This window comes from Xanthobacter variabilis, from assembly GCF_043831965.2.
Classification (GTDB): Bacteria; Pseudomonadota; Alphaproteobacteria; order Rhizobiales; family Xanthobacteraceae; genus Xanthobacter.
This window is the reverse complement of sequence record NZ_CM195533.1, coordinates 2,097,090-2,115,852: the sequence shown is the minus strand read 5'-3', so window position 1 is coordinate 2,115,852 and position 18,763 is coordinate 2,097,090. Positions and strand designations below refer to the sequence as shown.

The 18,763-nt window shown below is 68.9% G+C and carries 16 protein-coding genes; 5 read left to right on the top strand and 11 right to left on the bottom strand.

Annotated elements, in window-relative coordinates:
• Positions 1-208: 208 nt before the first annotated feature.
• Positions 209-3,151: a heavy metal translocating P-type ATPase gene (locus V5F26_RS09210; protein ID WP_509210552.1), complete on the bottom strand. Its 2,943-nt coding sequence runs from the start codon at positions 3,149-3,151 to the stop codon at positions 209-211.
• A 226-nt stretch (positions 3,152-3,377) separates the two neighbouring features.
• Between V5F26_RS09210 and V5F26_RS09205 the strand changes: the two genes are divergently transcribed.
• A complete protein-coding gene (locus V5F26_RS09205; protein ID WP_234052558.1) occupies positions 3,378-3,653 on the top strand; it encodes a metal-sensitive transcriptional regulator in 276 nt (91 codons plus the stop codon).
• A gap of 18 nt (positions 3,654-3,671) precedes the next feature.
• Here the strand turns inward: V5F26_RS09205 and V5F26_RS09200 are convergent, their stop codons facing one another.
• The 3 genes from V5F26_RS09200 to V5F26_RS09190 form a co-directional block, all read right to left on the bottom strand.
• Positions 3,672-4,289 carry a LysE/ArgO family amino acid transporter gene (locus V5F26_RS09200; protein WP_394947439.1) on the bottom strand — a complete coding sequence of 206 codons (618 nt, stop codon included), beginning with the start codon at positions 4,287-4,289 and terminating at the stop codon, positions 3,672-3,674.
• Between the two features lie 623 nt (positions 4,290-4,912).
• Positions 4,913-5,470 (bottom strand): 16S rRNA (guanine(966)-N(2))-methyltransferase RsmD, encoded by a 558-nt coding sequence (gene rsmD, locus V5F26_RS09195; RefSeq protein WP_234052560.1) that lies wholly within the window; start codon positions 5,468-5,470, stop codon positions 4,913-4,915.
• A 15-nt stretch (positions 5,471-5,485) separates the two neighbouring features.
• Positions 5,486-7,426, bottom strand: a complete 1,941-nt coding sequence (locus V5F26_RS09190; RefSeq protein ID WP_394947440.1) for a pseudouridine synthase — start codon at positions 7,424-7,426, stop codon at positions 5,486-5,488.
• Between the two features lie 315 nt (positions 7,427-7,741).
• On the opposite strand from V5F26_RS09190, the gene V5F26_RS09185 reads away from it, so the two are divergent.
• A complete protein-coding gene (locus tag V5F26_RS09185) occupies positions 7,742-8,185 on the top strand; it encodes a nucleoside deaminase (RefSeq protein WP_234052562.1) in 444 nt (147 codons plus the stop codon).
• Positions 8,186-8,321: 136 nt separating this feature from the next.
• On the opposite strand, the gene hemW is transcribed toward V5F26_RS09185, so the two are convergent.
• The 3 genes from hemW to rph form a co-directional block, all read right to left on the bottom strand.
• The gene (gene hemW, locus V5F26_RS09180; protein WP_394947592.1) at positions 8,322-9,479 is read right to left on the bottom strand and encodes a radical SAM family heme chaperone HemW; all 1,158 of its coding nucleotides are present in this window, start codon (positions 9,477-9,479) and stop codon (positions 8,322-8,324) included.
• A gap of 209 nt (positions 9,480-9,688) precedes the next feature.
• A complete protein-coding gene (gene rdgB, locus V5F26_RS09175) occupies positions 9,689-10,324 on the bottom strand; it encodes an RdgB/HAM1 family non-canonical purine NTP pyrophosphatase (protein WP_394054664.1) in 636 nt (211 codons plus the stop codon).
• Positions 10,324-11,037, bottom strand: coding sequence for a ribonuclease PH (gene rph, locus V5F26_RS09170; RefSeq protein WP_394054666.1), 714 nt, complete (start codon positions 11,035-11,037; stop codon positions 10,324-10,326). The genes rdgB and rph overlap by 1 nt, the downstream gene beginning before the upstream one ends.
• Positions 11,038-11,223: 186 nt before the next feature.
• On the opposite strand from rph, the gene hrcA reads away from it, so the two are divergent.
• Both hrcA and grpE read left to right on the top strand, forming a co-directional pair.
• The gene (gene hrcA / locus V5F26_RS09165) at positions 11,224-12,327 is read left to right on the top strand and encodes a heat-inducible transcriptional repressor HrcA (RefSeq protein WP_394947441.1); all 1,104 of its coding nucleotides are present in this window, start codon (positions 11,224-11,226) and stop codon (positions 12,325-12,327) included.
• A 113-nt stretch (positions 12,328-12,440) separates the two neighbouring features.
• On the top strand, positions 12,441-13,064 hold the full coding sequence (gene grpE / locus V5F26_RS09160) for a nucleotide exchange factor GrpE (protein ID WP_394947442.1): 624 nt from the start codon (positions 12,441-12,443) through the stop codon (positions 13,062-13,064).
• Positions 13,065-13,778: 714 nt separating this feature from the next.
• Here grpE and V5F26_RS09155 read toward each other — a convergent pair.
• Positions 13,779-14,246 (bottom strand): response regulator, encoded by a 468-nt coding sequence (locus V5F26_RS09155; RefSeq protein WP_394054668.1) that lies wholly within the window; start codon positions 14,244-14,246, stop codon positions 13,779-13,781.
• Between the two features lie 258 nt (positions 14,247-14,504).
• Entirely contained in the window at positions 14,505-15,074 is a 570-nt protein-coding gene (efp, locus tag V5F26_RS09150) for an elongation factor P (RefSeq protein ID WP_234052568.1), read from the bottom strand.
• 185 nt (positions 15,075-15,259) lie between these two features.
• On the opposite strand from efp, the gene epmA reads away from it, so the two are divergent.
• Positions 15,260-16,276 carry an EF-P lysine aminoacylase EpmA gene (gene epmA / locus V5F26_RS09145; RefSeq protein WP_394947443.1) on the top strand — a complete coding sequence of 339 codons (1,017 nt, stop codon included), beginning with the start codon at positions 15,260-15,262 and terminating at the stop codon, positions 16,274-16,276.
• Positions 16,277-16,301: 25 nt separating this feature from the next.
• On the opposite strand, the gene V5F26_RS09140 is transcribed toward epmA, so the two are convergent.
• Positions 16,302-16,604, bottom strand: a complete 303-nt coding sequence (locus tag V5F26_RS09140; protein ID WP_234052570.1) for an STAS domain-containing protein — start codon at positions 16,602-16,604, stop codon at positions 16,302-16,304.
• Positions 16,594-18,222, bottom strand: a complete 1,629-nt coding sequence (locus V5F26_RS09135; RefSeq protein WP_394947444.1) for a Na/Pi symporter — start codon at positions 18,220-18,222, stop codon at positions 16,594-16,596. Before V5F26_RS09135 ends, V5F26_RS09140 begins: the two co-directional genes overlap by 11 nt.
• Positions 18,223-18,763 lie beyond the last annotated feature (541 nt).

Here is an 18,763-nt window from a genome sequence, read left to right as displayed (position 1 = left end):
CGCTTCGCTCAAGGGCGCTCTGCAGACGCAACCGCCCCCTCCCCCGCCCGCAAAGCCGGCCGGGGGGCTCCACCCCATGAAGTACAGGGGGCGGACAGCTGATGGCACGCAGCGCGCCACCCTTCCCCGCGCCCCGGTTCCCTTTCCCTGCGCGGAGGCGTGAGGACCATGGCGCAGCGGAGCGCCGCGCCCATGGCCCCGCTGCCCCTCACTCCGGGCGCCAGGCCCGCAGCAGCAGGGCATTGGTGATCACGCTCACCGAAGAGAGCGCCATGGCCGCCGCTGCCACCATGGGCGACAGCAACAGGCCGATCACCGGATACAGGATGCCCGCCGCGATGGGCACGCCGGCGGCATTGTAGACGAAGGCGAACAGCAGGTTGCGGCGGATGTTCGCCATCGTCGCCTTGGACAGCGAGCGGGCGTGGCAGATGCCCAGCAGGTCGCCCTTGAGCAGGGTGATGCCGGCGCTCTCCATGGCAATGTCAGTGCCGGTACCCATGGCGATGCCCACATCCGCCACCGCCAGAGCGGGCGCGTCGTTCACACCGTCTCCGGCCATGGCCACCACATGGCCTTCCTTGCGCAGGCGCTCCACCACCGCGGCCTTGTGGTCCGGCAGCACCTCGGCTTCCACTTCCTCGATGCCGAGGCGCTTGGCGACGGCCAGGGCCGTTGTGCGGTTGTCGCCGGTCAGCATCACCACGCGCACGCCATCATCGGCGAGCCGCTTCAGGGCGGCATCGGTGGTGTCCTTCACCGGATCGGCCACGGCGATGACCCCGGCGGCGTGTCCATCCACCGCCACCAGCACGGCGGTGGCGCCGTCTTTCTGGTAGCGCTCGGCAGCCGCGGTGAGATGATCAGTGTGCACGGCGTGCTCACCCAGGAAGGCCGCATGGCCGATCACCACGGTGCGCCCGTCCACCATGCCACTGATGCCCTTGCCGGCCGGGCTCACCACGCCCGAGGGCTCGGCCAAAGCGAGCTCACGGGCCTTGGCCTCCGCCACCAGGGCCGTGGCCAGGGGGTGCTCGCTGGAGCGCTCCAGGCTGGCGGCGAGGCGCAGCACCTCATTGGCCTCAAAGTCGCGCAGGGGCTGGACCGCCACCACCTTGGGCTTGCCGACGGTGAGGGTGCCGGTCTTGTCCACCACCACCACGTCCACCTTCTCCAGGCGCTCCAGGGCCTCCGCGCTTTTCACGAGTACGCCGAGCTGCGCGCCGCGCCCCACGCCCACCATGATGGACATGGGCGTGGCGAGGCCAAGGGCGCACGGGCAGGCGATGATGAGCACCGACACGCCCGCCATGAGGGCGAAGGTGAGGCTCGGCTCCGGCCCCACCACCAGCCACACGGCGAAGGCGATGGCGGCAGCGGCCACCACGGCGGGCACGAACCAGCCGGAGACCTGATCGGCCAGCCGCTGGATGGGCGCCCGCGAGCGCTGGGCCTGGGCCACCATCTGGACGATCTGCGAGAGCACGGTGTCGCGACCCACCTTCTCGGCGCGCATGACGAACGCACCAGAGGAATTCACCGTGCCGCCGATGACCTTTTCTCCGGTTTCCTTCGATACCGGCATGGATTCCCCGGTCACGAGGCTTTCATCCACCACCGCGCGGCCTTCGGTGATGATGCCGTCCACCGGCACCTTCTCGCCGGGCCGCACCCGCAGCACATTGCCGGGGGCGACGAGATCGAGCGCCACTTCCTCGTCGGTGCCATCGGGGCGCACCCGCAGGGCGCTCTTGGGGGCCAGCGACAGCAGGGCCTTGATGGCGCCGGAGGTCTTCTCGCGGGCGGTAAGCTCCAGCATCTGGCCGAGCGCCACCAGCACCGTGATAACGGCCGCCGCCTCGAAATAGACCGGCACCGCACCGCCATGGGTGTGGAACGCCTCCGGGAACAGGCCGGGCAGGAACGTGGCCACCAGAGAATAGGCATAGGCCACGCTCGTGCCCATGCCGATGAGGGTGAACATGTTGAAATTGCGCGTCTTCAGTGAAAGCGCGGTGCGTTGGAAGAACGGCCAGCCCACCCACAGCACCACTGGCGTCGCCAGCACGAACTGCACATAGTTCGAGATCTGCGGCGCCAGCAGATGCAGGCCGAAGGCATGCTCGCTCATGGCCAGCACGAACACCGGAATGGTCAGCACGAGGCCGATCCAGAACCGGCGGGTCATGTCCACCAGCTCCTCGTTCGGCCCCTCGTCGAGGGTGACGAGCTCCGGCTCCAGCGCCATGCCGCAGATGGGGCAGATGCCGGGGCCGACCTGCCGGATCTCGGGATCCATGGGGCAGGTATAGATGGTGCCCTCCGGCACCTCCTCGGGCGGCGGCGGCGCCTTCTCACCGGTATAAACGCCGGGATCGGCCTTGAACTTGGTCTCGCAGGAGGACGAGCAGAAGAAATAGGTCTTGCCCGCATGGCGCGCCGCATATTTCGCGGTGGCGGGCTCCACCGTCATACCGCAAACGGGATCGATCACGGGCGCCAGATACTGCTCCGGATTGGCCTCGAACTTGGTCTTGCAGCCGTTGCAGCAGAAATGGAACGTCTTTCCGTTATAGTCCGCGCTGGGCTTTCCGGCCTCCGGGGAAGGGTCCACATCCATGCCACACACCGGGTCTTTCACCTTGCCCTTGGTCGGGGCGAGCCCGGCGTGGTCATGCGCGGCGTGGTCATGCCCGCCACAGCAGGCGCCGGTGGCGGCGGCTTCGACGAGATAGCGCTTGGGGTCGGCGTCGAACTTAGTCTTGCAGCCGTTGCAGCAGAAATAGAAGGTCCTGCCTTCATAGGTACTGGTGGGCTTGCCGGCGGCAGCCGAGGTGTCCACATCCATGCCGCACACCGGGTCCTTGGCGGTGGTGGACGCGGCGGCGTCATGCCCGCCGCAGCAGGCGCCGGTGGGCGCGGCTTCGGCGAGATAGCGCTTGGGGTCGGCGTCGAACTTGGTCTTGCAGCCGTTGCAGCAGAAATAGAAGGTCCTGCCTTCATAGGTGCTGGTGGGCTTGCCGGCGGCAGCCGAGGTGTCCACATCCATGCCGCACACCGGGTCCTTGGCGGTGGCGGGCGCGGCGGCGTCATGCCCGCCGCAGCAGGCGCCGGCCGCGTCGTGGCCGGTGGGGGTGTGATGGTGGGCCATGCCGCTATCCTCTCCGCTCTCAAAGCGGGGCGCGAAGCCTCGGCCCATCCGCTCACCGCGGCCTTGAGCCGGCGCACGCCCGGAAGAATTCAAAAATCGCCTCAGTCTACCGCATCGACGCAAACTCTTCAGGAAGTGCCACCCTGACCGAGCCTGAAGACGCGCCAGACACCCCCGGGGGGTATCGGCCTTGTTCATTATACCCGATGGGGGTATATAGCAAGGCATGCGCAGCCCGACCAAGGAACAAGTTCAAAAGCGCCTGAGCCGCATCGAAGGCCAGGTGCGCGGCCTCTCCCGCATGGTGGACGAGGACCGTTACTGCATTGACGTCATCACCCAGATTTCCGCCGTCCGCGCGGCCTTGAAGCGGGTGGAGGAGGAGGTGCTGCGCGATCATGTGGGCCACTGCGTGGAGCATGCCATCAGCTCCGGAGACGCCGAGGACCAGCGCCGCAAGGTGGCTGAGCTGATGGCCGTCATCATGCGCACGGAGCGATAGGCCCCGCGCGCCGGCGCCCTAAAGGGAGAGAGCCAGCAAGACCGCCATGGCGATCATGGCGATGGCGACGCCCCCATCCAGCAGGCGCCACGCATTGGGTGCTCTCATCAACCGACGTGCGCTGCGCGCGCCGGACACCCAGAGGCAAAACCAGATCAGCAAGGCCGTGGCGGCACCGGTGGCGAAGCTGAAGCGCAGCGGGGCGGCCGGGGTCGCGCCCACGGTGCCGACGACCAGCAGGGTGTCGAGCCATACGGCTGGATTGAGCAGCGAGACGACGAGGAGGCGCCTCAGCCCGGCCCCATCCGGGAGGGGTGGGCATGGTTGCTCCGCACCGCTCGGGCCGCCGCCGCGCAAGGCGGCGCGCGCCGCCTGCGCACCGTGGAGGAGAAGCAGGCCGATGCCGAGACCCTGGGCCAGCAGCCGCAGGCTCGGAATCTGCTGCAGCAGCGCCGAAAAGCCCAGCACGCCGAGGCTCATGAGGATGATGTCACTGAGAACGGCGATGGCGATCAGCCGCGCGGGGGATTGGCCAACCAGCGTCTCTCGCAGGATCACGATATCCTTCGGACCGGGCGCAACGAACATGGCCTGCCCGAGACCAAGACCGTGCATGAGGGCGGAGAGGTCGAACATGACACGCGCCGACAACCTCTCAAGCTGAACCGGTCCCCGTTGGCGAGGCACATGGCGGCCATGGCCTTTGATTTCCATACGAGCCCACGGAATGACGGGATCGGGCCCCAGGATCGCGCCGCTCCCGCAGTGGCAGGCCTGGCCTGCCCCTGGGGTTGATCGACATTCAGCGCAATGGCCGGGCTTATGCCCCGCCACCGTGCTCCTCATGACGCTTTCCCCGCAGCGTTCTCCTCATGGCGCTGCTTCTTCTCCCGCTTGCGCGGGCGGGGGCAAAACGTTGGGAGCCCCGACCCGGTGGCCAAGCGAAGGGCAACGCCCCGAAAAGCCGGAAAGCCTTGACTCTCACGCTTCTGCGCCACTGAAGCGGTCCTGCCTAAGGCGGTGCTGCCCCTTCCTCACCCTCCCCCGCAAGCGGGAGAGGGACTGTGCCCCGGCAACCGGTGTCTCTTGAAAGTCGATCGGAGCTCAGGCGAGTTCACGAGCCTGCGGAATGATGCCGGAGGCCGCGCGAACCATCCATTCCCGACCTTATCCCGGAGATTCATGATGGACGAATGATGGGGAGCCGGTTTCTCCTCCCGCGCCGAAGCCTCGCGTGGGCCCATCCGGTCGCGGCGGATCTATGCCCCGGCGCGCTCCAGCATGATCAGCTCGCTCTCGTCATACGGCCGCCGTTCCAGCTCGCGGAAGCCTTCGGGCGTGACGAAGGCGCCGGTGCGCTCTTCCACCACCAGCAGGGCATCGGGCGTGAGCCAGCCGCCGGCCTGGGCCGACGCGATGGCGGCTTCCGCCAGCCCCTTGCCGTAAGGCGGGTCGCAGAAGACCAAGCCATAGGGCTCGCCGGGGCCGAGCGGGCCAAGCCGGGTGGCGTCCCGGCGGAAGATCTTGGTGATGCCGGTGAGGCCCAGGGCCTCAACATTGTCGCGGATCACCCCGCGCGCGCCGGCCGCCTCTTCCACCATGAGCGCAAAGCGCGCCCCGCGCGAGAGGGCCTCGATGGCGAGCGCCCCGGTGCCGGAGAACAGGTCCAGCACCCGCGCGCCCTCGCAGGGGTCGTCATAGGCGTGGGCGAGCACGTTGAACAGGCTCTCGCGCAGCCGGTCCGAGGTGGGCCGGGTGGCGCTGGAGGACGGGCCCTTCAGCACCCGCCCCTTCAGCGTGCCGCCGACGATGCGCATGGGGCCTCTCCCGCGTCAGCGCTTGCCGCGCGGTGCCGAAGGCCGGCCGCCACTGGGGCCGGGCCGCTTGCCGAAAGGCTTGCCGGCCGGGCCTTTGCCGCCTGGCCCCCGGCCACCCGGGCCCTTGCCCCCTGCCGGCCGTCCACCGAAGCCGCCGGGCTTGCCGCCGGAGCGGGGACCGCCCTTGAACCCCTCCTTTGGCGCGCCGCCGCGTTCCGAACGCTCGCCGCCGAAGCCCCGCTCGGCGCGCGCGCCGTGGGGCTTATCGCCAAAGCTCTTATTGCCAAAGCCTTTGCCGCGGGGCGCGCGCTCGCCACCCGCCGGACGGCCGCCGAAGCCCTCGCCGCGGGGGCGGCGGCCTTCACCGGTTTCCGCGTCAAAACGGCGGGGGCCTTCGCCGCGCGCCGGGCGCTCGCCCCGGCGGAAATCCTCGCGCCCTTCGCCATCGCGGGGGCGGAAGCTGCGGGGACCGCGCTCACCCTCGGCCCGGTTGCCGAACCCGCCCTTGAAGCCGCCTTTGCCGCGCATGGGCCGACGGCCTTCACCGCCCTCCTCGCTGCCAAAGTCGCGTCCCGGGGCGCGGCTGCGGCCGGGCCGGTCCTCGCGCAGGCGGAAATCCTCGCGGCCCTCGCCATCACGGGGGCGGAAGCTGCGGGGGCCGCGCTCGCCTTCCGGCCGGCCACCGAAGCCGCCCTTGCCGCGCTGCGGACGATCCTCCTCGAACCGGCGCGGGGCGCCTTCGCCGCGCGGGCGGCGGGGGCGTTCATCACCGCTGCGGTAGGGGGAACGTTCGTCCGCGTCGAACCTCTTGCCGTGGGCGGGGCGGCCGAAGCCCTTGCCGGCGCCACGGGTCGGCCGCTCGTCGCCCGCACGGGCCAGACGCTCCACCTTCACGGCGCGGCCCTTGCGATCGGCCACGGTGCCGCGGCTCTCCACCTCGCCGTCCTCCGCGATACGGCGGCGCACGCGCGGGCCCGCGGCGCGGAACTCATCGCGAATGGGCGCTTCGGCCGAGCGGCCCTCGGCGGCCTGGGCACGGGCGGCCAGACGCTCGGCGCGCTCCGCGGCCATGCGGGCGGCAAGGCGATGGGCGGTGTCGGGGTCTTCCTCCACCTCGCGTTCCACCAGGGGCGCCTCGAAATCGGCGCCGGCGGCGGCGGCAAGTTCGGCGCCGATCTGCTCCCGCAGCACGCGGGTGCGCACTTCCTCAATGCCGCATTCGGGGATCTCGCCGAGCTGGAACGGCCCGTAGGAAATGCGGATCAGCCGGTTCACCTTGAGCCCGAGGGCGCCGAGCACGTTGCGCACCTCCCGGTTCTTGCCCTCGCGCAGCGAGACGGTGATCCAGGCATTGGCGCCCTGGACACGGTCGAGCTCGGCCTCGATGGGGCCGTATTCCACGCCGTCCACGGTGATGCCCTTGAGCAGGGTGTCGAGCTTGGCCTGGTCGATCTCGCCATTGGCGCGCACGCGATAGCGGCGCAGCCACCCGGTTTCCGGCAGCTCCAGCACGCGGGCGACGCCGCCATCATTGGTGAGCAGCAACAGTCCTTCGGAATTGAGATCGAGCCGCCCCACGCTGACGAGGCGGGGCAGGCCCTTGGGCAGGATCTCGAACAGGGTGGCGCGCCCCTCGGGGTCCCGGTTGGTGGTCACCACGCCGCGCGGCTTGTGGTAGATGAAGAGGCGCGTGCGCTCCTTCTCCGGCAGCGGCGCGCCGTCCACGGTAATCTTGTCCTTGGCGGTGACGGTCACGGCGGGGCTGGTGAGCACCTCACCATTCACGGCCACGCGGCCCTGGGCGATCCACTCCTCGATCTCACGGCGGGAGGCGAGGCCGGCGCGCGCGACGACCTTGGCGACGCGTTCCGCCTCCTTCTTCGGGGCGGCGGGCAGCTCGCGCTTGAGGCGGGGGACCTTGTTCTTGTCCTTGCGGGGAGGTGTAGTGCGCGGCATCGCGTGAATCAATTGTGTCCGTTCGGCAGGGCTCAAGCACGAGCCCTGCCGAACGGACACCCTATGGCTGATTGTTTGAACGGATGGGTGGCCTGTTCCACGCCGCGTGCGGCATGAAACGTGTTGGTTCGCCTCTAGCACACCAATTGTGGCGCGGCGAGCGTTGCGACCGCTTTTCGCGTTTCGTTGAAGCTCAAGAGTGTGCGAGATAGTTGTCCATCGCATTTTCTTCTGGCGAAACAATGTTCGTCTTGCCGGAAAATGCTCATCGTGCCGGAGTGCCGCGCGGCGGTTCCGGCGCTGCAAGGGATGGGGATGTCGGGAACCTTCATGCAGATGGCGCTCAACGAGGCGCGGGCGGCGGCGGAGCGGGGCGAAGTTCCGGTGGGCGCGGTGCTGGTGCGCGGCACCCAGGTGCTCGCCCGCGACGGCAACCGGACCCGCGAGCTCAACGACCCCACCGCCCATGCGGAGATGCTGGTCATCCGCGCCGCCGGCGCCCAGTTGAAGTCCGAGCGGCTGGTGAATTGCGATCTCTATGTGACGCTGGAGCCCTGCGCCATGTGCGCGGGCGCGGCCTCCTTCGCGCGGCTGCGGCGCATCTATTTCGGCGCGTCCGATCCCAAGGGCGGGGCGGTGGAAAACGGCCCGCGCTTCTTCTCCCAGCCCACCTGCCACCACGCCCCGGAAGTCTATGGCGGCATCGCCGAGCGCCAGGCGTCGGAGGTGCTGCGGAACTTCTTCCAGGATCGGCGGTAGGCCATCACCCGGGTTCAATGGGATCGACGAAATATTCGATCCCATTGAAACAAGCGCGTTCTTCACGCCGCTGCGCCCGCGCGCGCCATAGCACGCGGCGCAGTCCTGCAGGGACCCGGAACGGGCCGGGGACGTGTCAGTCGTCCGCCAGGGCGGCGATGACCGCATTGAGCACCGGGAAGCCCTCCGGGGTGACCACCAGGCGGTCGCCCCGGTGCTGCACCAGCCCCTGCTCCGCCAGCGCGCTGATGCGCTCCTGCGACAGGCCATGGCCCGCGAGGCGCGCATAGCGCAGGAGGTCCACCCCCTCCCTCAGGCGCAGGCCCATGAGAAGCATCTCGTCGGCCTGTTCGGGGCGGCTCAGGGGCTCATCCGTCATGATGCCGTGGCCCTGGCGGTCCACCAGGTCCAGCCAGGCGTCGGGCATTTTCTCCACGTAGGTCGCCCGGCGCTCGCCCTGCACCGCAATGCGCCCATGGGCGCCCGGGCCAATGCCGGCATAGGTGCCGTAGCGCCAATAAACGAGGTTGTGCCGCGCCTCCGCCCCCGGCCGGGCGTGGTTGGAAATCTCGTAGGCGGGAAGGCCGGCGGCCGTCGTCACCTCCTGGGTGACGTCCCACAAGGCGCGGGAGAGGTCGTCGTCGGGCAGGATCAGCTTGCCGGCCCCGTAGAGCCGCTCGAAGGGCGTGCCCGGCTCAATGGTCAATTGGTAGAGCGAAAGGTGCTCGCAGCCTTCCGCCAAGGCCCGCTTCAGCTCCTGCGCCCAGGCTTCGGGCGTCTGGCGCGGGCGGGCATAGATGAGGTCGAAGGACACCCGCTCGAAGGCCGCGCGGGCGATGGCCACTGCCGCCAGCGCCTCGTCCACCGTGTGCATGCGGCCGAGATTCTTCAGGTCGGCGTCATGGAGCGCCTGCACGCCGAGGGAAACGCGGTTCACCCCCGCCGCCCGGTAGCCATGGAAGCGGGAGGCCTCCACGGAGGTGGGGTTCGCCTCCAGGGTAATCTCGGCGCCGGGTGTCAGCGGCCAGGCATCATTGATGGCCTCGAGGATGCCGGCCACCGTTTCCGGCGTCATCAGCGAGGGGGTGCCGCCGCCGAAGAACACCGTTTCCGCCCGCTTCGGGCCGGTAAGGGCGCGCATGTGCGCGATCTCGCGCCGATAGGCCGCAAGAAAGCGCGCCTGGTCGGGCGCATCCCGCCGCACATGGGAATTGAAGTCGCAATAGGGGCACTTGGCGAGGCAGAACGGCCAATGGACATAAACGCCGAACCCGCCATCCGCCGGCTCCCCCATCTTCGCGCCCTGCTCTCCCGCTTGCGGGGGCGGGTTGGAAAGGGCGAAGGCCGCCATGGGGTTGGACGCGGAACGCGGAGCCATGTCCGGCGATGCGCCCGGCGCCCCGCCTTGCGCCTGCGATCCGGCGCCCGCCCCCTCATTGCCCTCCCCCGCAAGCGGGAGAGGGTTCATGTCGCGCGGGGGATGATCGCCGGTGCCCAACCCGCTCACGCCTTCAGGCATGCCTGGGAGAGCTTCAGGAAGGCGCGGGCGCGATGCGACAGGCCGAAGCCCTTGGGCGGCATGGAGTGCTTCTCGTCCGCCGTCATCTCGGCGAAGGTGCGGGTGTAGTCCTCCGGCGCGAACATGGGATCGTAGCCGAAGCCCTTGGCGCCGCGCGGCGGCCACACCAAGGTGCCTTCCACCACCCCCTGAAACTCCTCCAGATGCCCATCCGGCCAAGCGATGCACAAGGCCGAGACGAACCGCGCCTTGCGCTGGTCCGGGCTGGTGGCGCCGGCCTTCTGAAGGGCGGCCTCCACCTTCTCCATGGCCATCTCGAAGTCGCGGTCCGGCCCCGCCCAGCGGGCGGTGTGGATGCCGGGCGCGCCGCCCAAAGCATCCACCACGAGGCCGGAATCGTCCGCGAAGGCGGGAAGCTGCGCGGCCTTGGCCGCCGCCTCCGCCTTCAGCCGGGCATTGCCCTCGAAGGTGTCGGCGGTCTCTTCCGGCTCGGGCAGGCCCAGCTCGCCGGCGGAAACCGCGTCCACCCCATGGGGCTCCAGCAGCATGCGCATCTCGATGAGCTTGCCGGGATTGTGGGTGGCCACCACGAGCCGCCCGGTGAGCAGGCGATGAGCCATCAGGCGACGGCCTTCTTCTGCAGCTCCACCAGATGGTCCACGCCACTGCGGGCGAGGCCCAAGAGGGACAGCAGCTCATCCTGGGTGAAGGGGGTCTTTTCCGCCGTGCCCTGGATCTCGACGATGCCGCCGGTGCCGGTCATGACGAAGTTGGCATCGGTCTCGGCCACCGAATCCTCGGCATAATCGAGGTCGAGCACGGGCGTGCCCTCATAGATGCCGCAGGAGACGGCCGCCAGGTGCTGCTTCAGCGGCATGTCGCGGATCATGGAGCGGGCGCGCATCCAGGACAGGCAATCATGCAGCGCGATCCAGGCGCCGGTGATGGAGGCGGTGCGGGTGCCGCCGTCGGCCTGGATGACGTCGCAGTCAATGGTGATCTGCTTCTCGCCCATGGCCACGAGGTCGGTCACCGAGCGCAAAGAGCGACCGATGAGGCGCTGGATTTCCTGGGTGCGGCCCGAGGGGCGGCCGGTGGTGGATTCACGCCGGGTGCGGTCGTGGGTGGCGCGGGGCAGCATGGCGTATTCGGCGGTGATCCAGCCACGGCCCTGGCCCTTCAGCCACGGCGGCAGGCGCTCTTCCAGCGTGGCGGAAACCAGCACGTGGGTCTCGCCGAACTTGACCAGGCAGGAGCCTTCGGCGTGGCGCATCACGCCCCGTTCGAATGAAACGGCGCGCATCTCGTTGCTCGCGCGTTTGCTGGGGCGCATGGTGTTTTCCTTCATGTCTCTCTCGTTTCGGGCGCTTCTTTTAGGAGCCCAGCGGGCAAAACCGCAAGGGCGGGCGCATTCCCATTCGAACACGCTTGAAGGAGCGGGCCGGAAACGACACATAATAGGGTGCCGCCCGCCCAGCGGCAGCGCGGCGCGGGCGGCCTCAAGAAGGCGTGCTGTCCCGTGGCGATCGACCCTTTCTTCTCCCTCTCGTCCGGCGCCCTGGCGCAGATCGACGCCCGTGCGCGCGAGATCTTCCGCCAGATCGTGGAAAGCTACCTGGCCACCGGAGAGCCGGTGGGCTCGCGCAACATCTCGCGCCTCATCCCCATGACGCTGTCGCCCGCCTCGGTGCGCAACGTGATGGCGGACCTGGAAGCCGCCGGCCTCATCTATGCCCCCCACACCAGCGCCGGGCGCCTGCCCACCGAGCGCGGGCTACGCTTTTTCGTGGATGCGCTGATGGAGGTGGGCGACGTCAATGAGCGCGACCGCACCAATATCGAAACCCAGGTGATGGCCGCCGCCAAGAAGACCACCGTGGAGGGCGTGCTGCAGGAAGCCTCGACCCTGCTTTCCGGCCTTGCCCGTGGCGCCGGCGTGGTGACCGCCACCAAGACCGATCCGCGCCTGAAGCATGTGGAGTTCGTGCCCCTCGACCCCGGCCGGGCACTGGTCATCCTGGTGTCCGAGGACGGGCAGGTGGAAAACCGGGCGGTGGCGCTGCCCTCGGGCCTGCCCGTTTCCGCCCTCACCGAGGCGACGAACTTCCTCAACGCCCACATTCGCGGCCGCACCCTGGCAGAGGCCCGCGATGAGATGGAAACCCTGCTGGCCGAGCTGCGCCGCGACCTGGACGCCCTGACGGCGCGGGTGGTGGAAGAGGGCCTCGCCTCCTGGTCCGGCGACGAGCCGGCCGAACGCAAGCTCATCGTGCGTGGGCAGGCCAAGCTGCTGGAAGATCTCCACGCCCTGGAGGACCTGGAGCGCATCCGCCTGCTGTTCGACGATTTCGAATCGAAGCGCGAGGTGGTGGACCTGCTCGGCCGGGCGGAGGAGGCGCAGGCCCTGCGCATCTTCATCGGCTCGGAGAACCGGCTATTTTCCCTGTCCGGCTCCTCCACTATTGTCGCACCCTATCGCGACGGCCAGGGCCGGGTGCTGGGCGTGCTGGGCGTGATCGGGCCGACCCGGCTCAATTACGGGCGCATCGTGCCCATGGTGGACTTCACCGCGCGGCTCGTGAGCCGGGTGCTCGGCGCGCCCGGAAGCGTGGACGCAGCCTGAGATTGCGCCGCGCCCGCCTGTGCGGACTTGATTTTTGCCGGCAGGGCTCCGATATCCCGTGTAACTCACGGAAGGTCCAAGAGGACCCAGATCCAGCCAAAAGGAAAGACCGGATGAGCGAGCAGACGCGCGCGCCCGAGACCGGCGACGGTGTCAAGGACCCCGAATTCAACGCCACGGCCTCCGCCGAGGCGGACGCCGCCGCCCAGGCCTCGCCAGAGGCCGACAAGGAGCGCATGGAAGCGGAGATCGCCGCGCTGAAGGACAAGTATCTGCGCGCCTTCGCGGAAGCCGAGAACATCCGCCGCCGCGCCGACAAGGAAGTGGCCGACGCCAAGGTCTACGGCATCGCCTCCTTCGCCCGCGACATGCTGACCGTCGCCGACGATCTCAACCGCGCCCTGGCGACGGTGGACGACGAGGTGAAGGCCCAGGCGGAAGGCCCGGTGAAGGCGCTGCTGGAAGGCATCGAGATCACCGAACGCGCTCTCGCCCAGGCGCTGGAGAAGCACAAGATCCGCAAGATCGAGCCGCGCGGCGAGAAGTTTGATCCCAACCTGCATCAGGCCATGTTCGAGGTGCCGGACCCGTCCGTGCCCAATGGCACGGTGGTTCAGGTGGTGCAGGCCGGCTACGTCATCGGCGAGCGCGTGCTGCGCCCGGCCATGGTGGGCGTCGCCCGCGGCGGCCCGAAGGCCGAAGCCCCGGCCGAGGCCAAGCCCCAAGGCGAGGCCTGATCCTCCACCGCGAGAATGGGCGTGCCGCGGCGCGCCCATTTTTCCGTGCCCGAGAAACCGAAACCTGCCGATCCGCCGTGAACGGAGCCGAGGGGTTTCGCATTGCATGGCCCTGCCCTGCCGCCGGCCGCGAACGGGCCGCAATGTTTGCGGACAGGCACACCGGCCGCGGTGCGCGCACCCTAGACGTGTGAAGCGCGACAGGCCCCCGGCCCTTACGATCCCTCAGCAGCTGTCTTGAGGCCGCATTCGCCGGACGTGTTGCGGGGTCGCCTCGTGCAAACCCGCGAACGTGCGCGCTTTCAAACCGGCGGAAGTTCGGCGCGCGCGAAAAGCGCTTGTTAAATCAATAATCTAGATGACCCTTCACTACCGCAAAGCCCGCCAGTGCTCCAGCTGCATGCGTGGAGCGGAAGCGCGCGCGGGGTGCAGCCCCTGCGGGGGATGATGACTTTTCCGCTGGGCACCCCCGCAAAGCGTGGCGCGCTGCTGATGAGAGCCATGCGCGCAGAATGCGATTTCCGCTTTGGTCGGGCCTGAAAAGCCAATCTCTTTTATGGCGTTGGAGTGCCTTTGCGCGCACCGAGCTTCGCGCCACTCAAAAATGCTCGCAATCCGGCCCGTAAGCATTCCCATACGGCTCAGGCATGTGGAAGGCACCACATGCTTTCGGAAGGCCGGCCTCTTCCCGCCTGCCAACCCGGCGCATCGAAATCACGACATTCCCGGCTCCCGAGCCGCCCGCACCGGCGGCGCGGCGCGGCGCGCGCGGCCATCGCACCCGGTTTTGCAGTCAGCAACGTCGGGCCGCCCTGCCCCGCCGGCCATCACGACGCTGGCCAACGCGGCGATGATCATGGCACCGGTGAAAGGCTTGGCCACGCGGGGCCGATCCGCGAAGCGGCGTGGGACGGGCTCAGGGCTCGTGAAAGCGGAGCAGAAAACGAAGGGCACGCCCCGCGCGGCCAGAATGGCGGCGGCGGGAAACACGCAGTCCCGCCCCAGGCTCACATCCAGAAGGGCGGCATCCAGCCCCTCGTTACGCGCGACATCCAGGGCCACGGAGAGATTGGCGACCGGCCCCACCACGTCGCAGCCCAGGGCGCGCAATTCACCTTCGAGGCCGAGAGCGACCAGGAACTCGTCCTCTACGACGAGAATGCGCAATCCCGCGAAGTTCATGTTCCGCGCCTTTCGCCCGCCCCTCGGAAGCACGCGCGCATTCCGAACGGCCCCGCGGCCCATCCGCCCGCCCACCCTCCGCCCGGCGAAGCGCCGGAACGGACGGAACGAGGCAGACTTCGGCTGCTTGCCGCTCAACGGGCGGCGCGGGCGAAAGTTCCCCTGCCACGGCTCCACCCGTGTCCGGGGAGATGCCGCGAAAACGCCCGCGACGCGGTGCGGGCGCGATGACGGCCCCTCGGCAGGAGCCGCGGGACATCAGTCCTTGGCGCGCTCCACATAGGAGCCGTCGGCGGTCATGATGACCACGCGGGTCCCGGCGGAGATGTGGGGCGGCACCATGGTGCGCACACCGTTCGAGAGCACGGCCGGCTTGTAGGAGGAAGACGCGGTCTGGCCCTTCACGGTGGGCTCGGTGTCCACGATCTCCAGCACCACACGGGCCGGCAGCTCAATGGCGATGGGATTGCCGTTGTGCGTGGAAAGCATGCACTCCATGCCTTCCTGCAGATACACGGCGGAATCGCCCATCACTTCCTTGGAGACGGTCACCTGATCGAAGTTATCAGGGTTCATGAAGGTGTAGCCGTCCGAATCCTCATAGAGGAAGGTGTGGGGGCGATCCTCCACGAAGGCGCGCTCCACCTGCTCGGTGGTACGATAGCGCTCGGAGATCTTCACACCGTCTGAGATGCGGCGCATGTCGAGCTGCGTGACCGGCGTGCCCTTGCCGGGGTGAATGTTCTCGGCGGTGAGCACCACATAGAGCTTGTCGTCGATATCGACCACATTGCCTTTACGCAGGGAGCTGGCGATGACCTTGACCACGTCGCGTCTTCCTTGAACTTTTCGCGGCGTCGTGCCGCTCGTCTTCGTTGGCGGGCAACATACCCATCTTCGCGCCGAGCGCCACCCTCGCGGCGGTGTTTCAGGCGCCCAAAGCGGCTTGTGAAGGACGTTTCCCCGTGAAATTGGTATCAGGATCCGGTCAAAGCCCGTGGTGGGACCGGGACGTGCACGCTGACCGCCGCCCCTTCCTGCTGGCGCGCGGTCGCATCACGGCGATGGTGCGGGCGTGGTTCCTGGAGCAGGACTTCGTTGAGGTGGAAACCCCCATCCTCCAGCTCTCGCCCGGCAACGAGGCGCACCTGCACGCCTTCGCCACGGACCTTATCGCGCCCGACGGCGCGCGCCACACCCTGCATCTTCGCACCTCGCCGGAATTCACCGCGAAGAAGCTGCTGGCGGCGGGCGAGCCCCGCATTTTCGAGCTGGCGCGGGTGTTCCGCAATCGCGAGCGCGGCATGGCGCACCATCCGGAATTCACCATGCTCGAATGGTACCGGGCCGGCGCGCCCTACAGCCAGCTGATGGAGGATTGCACCGCGCTGCTGCGGCTCGCGGCCCGCATCGGCGGCGCTTCCCGCTTCACCTACCGGGGCGCGGAGTGCGACCCCTTCGCGGAGCCCGAGCGCCTCACCCTCACCGCGGCCTTCGCGCGGCATGCGGGCATCGACCTTCCCGCCGTGGTGCCCGCCCCCGGAGCGCCGGCCGATCCGGCAGCACTGGCAGCGGCCGCGCGCGCGGCGGGCATCCGCGTGGCCGAGGACGACAGCTGGGCGGACATTTTCTCGAAGGTGCTGGTGGAGCGCATCGAGCCGCACCTGGGCATGGGCCGCCCCACCCTCCTGTGCGACTACCCGCTGAGCGAGGCGGCATTGGCGCGGCCGAAGCCGGAAGACCCGCGGTTTGCCGAGCGGTTCGAGTTCTATGCCTGCGGGCTGGAGCTGGCCAACGCGTTCGGCGAGCTCACCGATGCCGACGAGCAGCGCCGCCGTTTCACCCACGAGATGGAGCTGAAAAGCCGCCTTTACGGTGAGCGCTATCCCCTCGACGAGGACTTCCTGGCCGCCCTGCGCCAGATGCCCGAGGCTGCCGGCTGCGCCCTGGGCTTCGACCGGCTGGTGCTGTTGGCCACGGGCGCGCGGCGCATCGAGGACGTGCTGTGGGCACCTGTGGCGGCGCCCTGACGGGTTGTCGCCGGGAGCGCCGGCCTCAGGAGATCTCGAACAGGGTCGAGAATCCGGAAATGTCGAACACCTCGCGGATCTGCGGCTGCAGGGAGGTGAGGGAGAGGCGGCGCTTGGAATTGCGCATGGCCTTGCCGGCCACCAGCAGCGCGCGCAGGCCGGAGGAGGAGACATAGTCCACCCCGGCCAGATTGATGATGATCGGGCCGTCTGTCATGGACAGCACGTCCATGAGGCTGGTCTCGAACGGCTTGGCGTTGGGCGTGTCGAGTCGCCCGGCCACCTTCAGCAGCACCGCGCCGTCCGCCTGTTCACGCTCAATGTGCATGGACGTCATTCCGCTCCGCCGACATCAATCCGTCACTGGGATTATCGTCATTCGTCGCAGGGCGCAACGCCACCGAGGTCCGACGAATCAACCAGATGGCGCGCTCGAACAGGCTGGTGGCCAAGAGCAGGCGGCGCGCATCCTCCCCCGCCCCAAGGGAAGCGCCCACCAGGCTCCGGCGGATATCGTTGAGCAGCTTGCTGCGATCGGCGGTCAGGGCGGCGATCACGTCATAATCCTCCGCGCTCGATGCGTCGGCCAGCAGCAGCACGTTCACCCGCAGCGATTCGGAAAGGTTGAAGGCCAGCTGCGGCGGCCGCTCATAGCTTTCCACCACCTCGGCGAAATCGTGCAGCGTGTCCTGCAACACGCAAATCATTTCCAGCAGGGATTGCTGGCTCAGCGCGATATCGAGGCTCTCGCGCTCCGGAGCGCGGCCGATGAGATCGGTCAGGAAATGCTCGGTGGTCCGCGCGATGCTGGCCGCGCCGCGCCACAAGGCCAGGCGCTCGCCCGCGCCCGCGCTTTCCGTCACGTCGAGGTCGGGCAGCAACGTGGGCAGGAGCTGGATCAGCCGCTGGATCTCCCTTTCCGAAAGGTCGAGCGCGGTGGCCGGCGCCTCCATGGCCCGATCATGGATATAGCGCGGCCGCGAGGCGCCATCCTCCAAGGTCGGCGGGCTGAGGCGGATGGCGATCGTCTCGGTGACGCCGCGCCCGAACGCCACCGGAACGGCACCGGCGAGCTGCAGCGCCAGGAACAGCAGCGAGAGCGACACGGCGGGCTGCCCGCCGCCCAGCGCGGACAGCCATTGGGCGGGATCGGCCCCGGCACGCCCCACCGCCAGCCACAGTGCGAGCACGGCCGCGCAGCCGATGGCCTTCACCAGGATATGCACATAGCAGAGCTGCCGCCCCGTGCCCTCAAGCCCGCCGGCGGCGATCAGCGTCGCCAGACCGGAGCCGAGATTGGCGCCCAGCACCACATAGAACGCGCCGTCGAGCCCCATGACCGAGGATTGCAGCAGCGCCAGAACCAGGATGGTTGGCGTGGAGGACGACTGGCTGAGCGCCGCCGCCGCCAGCCCAGCAGCGAAGCCCAGCAGCGGCGAAAAGCCAGCATCGAGCGCCGCCCCCAGCACCGCCGGATCGATGGCTCGCGGCCCCTGCTTGATGAAATCGAGCCCCAGCAGTGCCAAGGCGAGGCCGAGCGCCACCCCCATCCATTCGCGCCACGACGGCCGGCGGTCCAGCCGGAGCTGGAAGCCGAACCCCACCAGCGCCACCAGATAGAGAACCACCAGCCGGAAATCGATGGCGGCCACGAACACCAGCGCCGCCGTTCCCACATTGCCGCCGGCCACCACCGGAATGGCATCACGCGTGGTGAGCACGCCGCCGCGCACCAGGTTGCCGCAGATGATGGCGACCGCGTTGCTCGACTGGGTGGCCGCGCCGGCCAGGGTGCCGGAAAGAAGGCCCGTCAGCGGCGAGCGGGTGGCGCTGCGCAGCATCTGGCGCACGCCCCGACCCGTGGCCTGCTGGAGGTGGGAGGACAGGGACTTGAGCCCCACGAACAGAAGGCCCAGCCCCGCGAGGATTTCCGCCAGAATGGTCATGCGCGCATCGCGGGCTCCCCGGCCCAGAACTCCGGCCACCACAGCCGGACGACTTCAACAGGCCCACCTCAACACGCAGTGTCGCCCAAGCCTCAGGCGGCGGCCTCACGCGATGAGCCCACCCGGTCAGCCTTGCACCGGCGCCAGGGCCGCAGTCGCGACGTGGCCTCAAAGATTTAAAACGGAAGCGATAGCGAGCCGATGTGTCAGTGATGCGACAGCACCGCCCCCGCTATCACAGAACTCCGGACACCACGGACCGCCGCCCGCGCGCCCGCCTTCGCACGCTGGCGCAACGATCATTCCCGTGGCCGGAGCCTCGTGAACCTGTTCGCCATAAGGGGCACGCGCCTTCCCCGTGGCGCAGCACCTCTCCCGCGCGCCAGGGCGGACTGTGGAGGGGAAACGTTGGGGCCCCCTTTCTCCACAGCGAGAGGAAGGGCAGTGCCTTGAAAGCGCGGCATCCGCGCCGCAACTGCTCCCGGCTCTCCCCCACCCAAATGCGCGAGCGGGAACGCGCCCATGGGCACCCTGTCTCTTG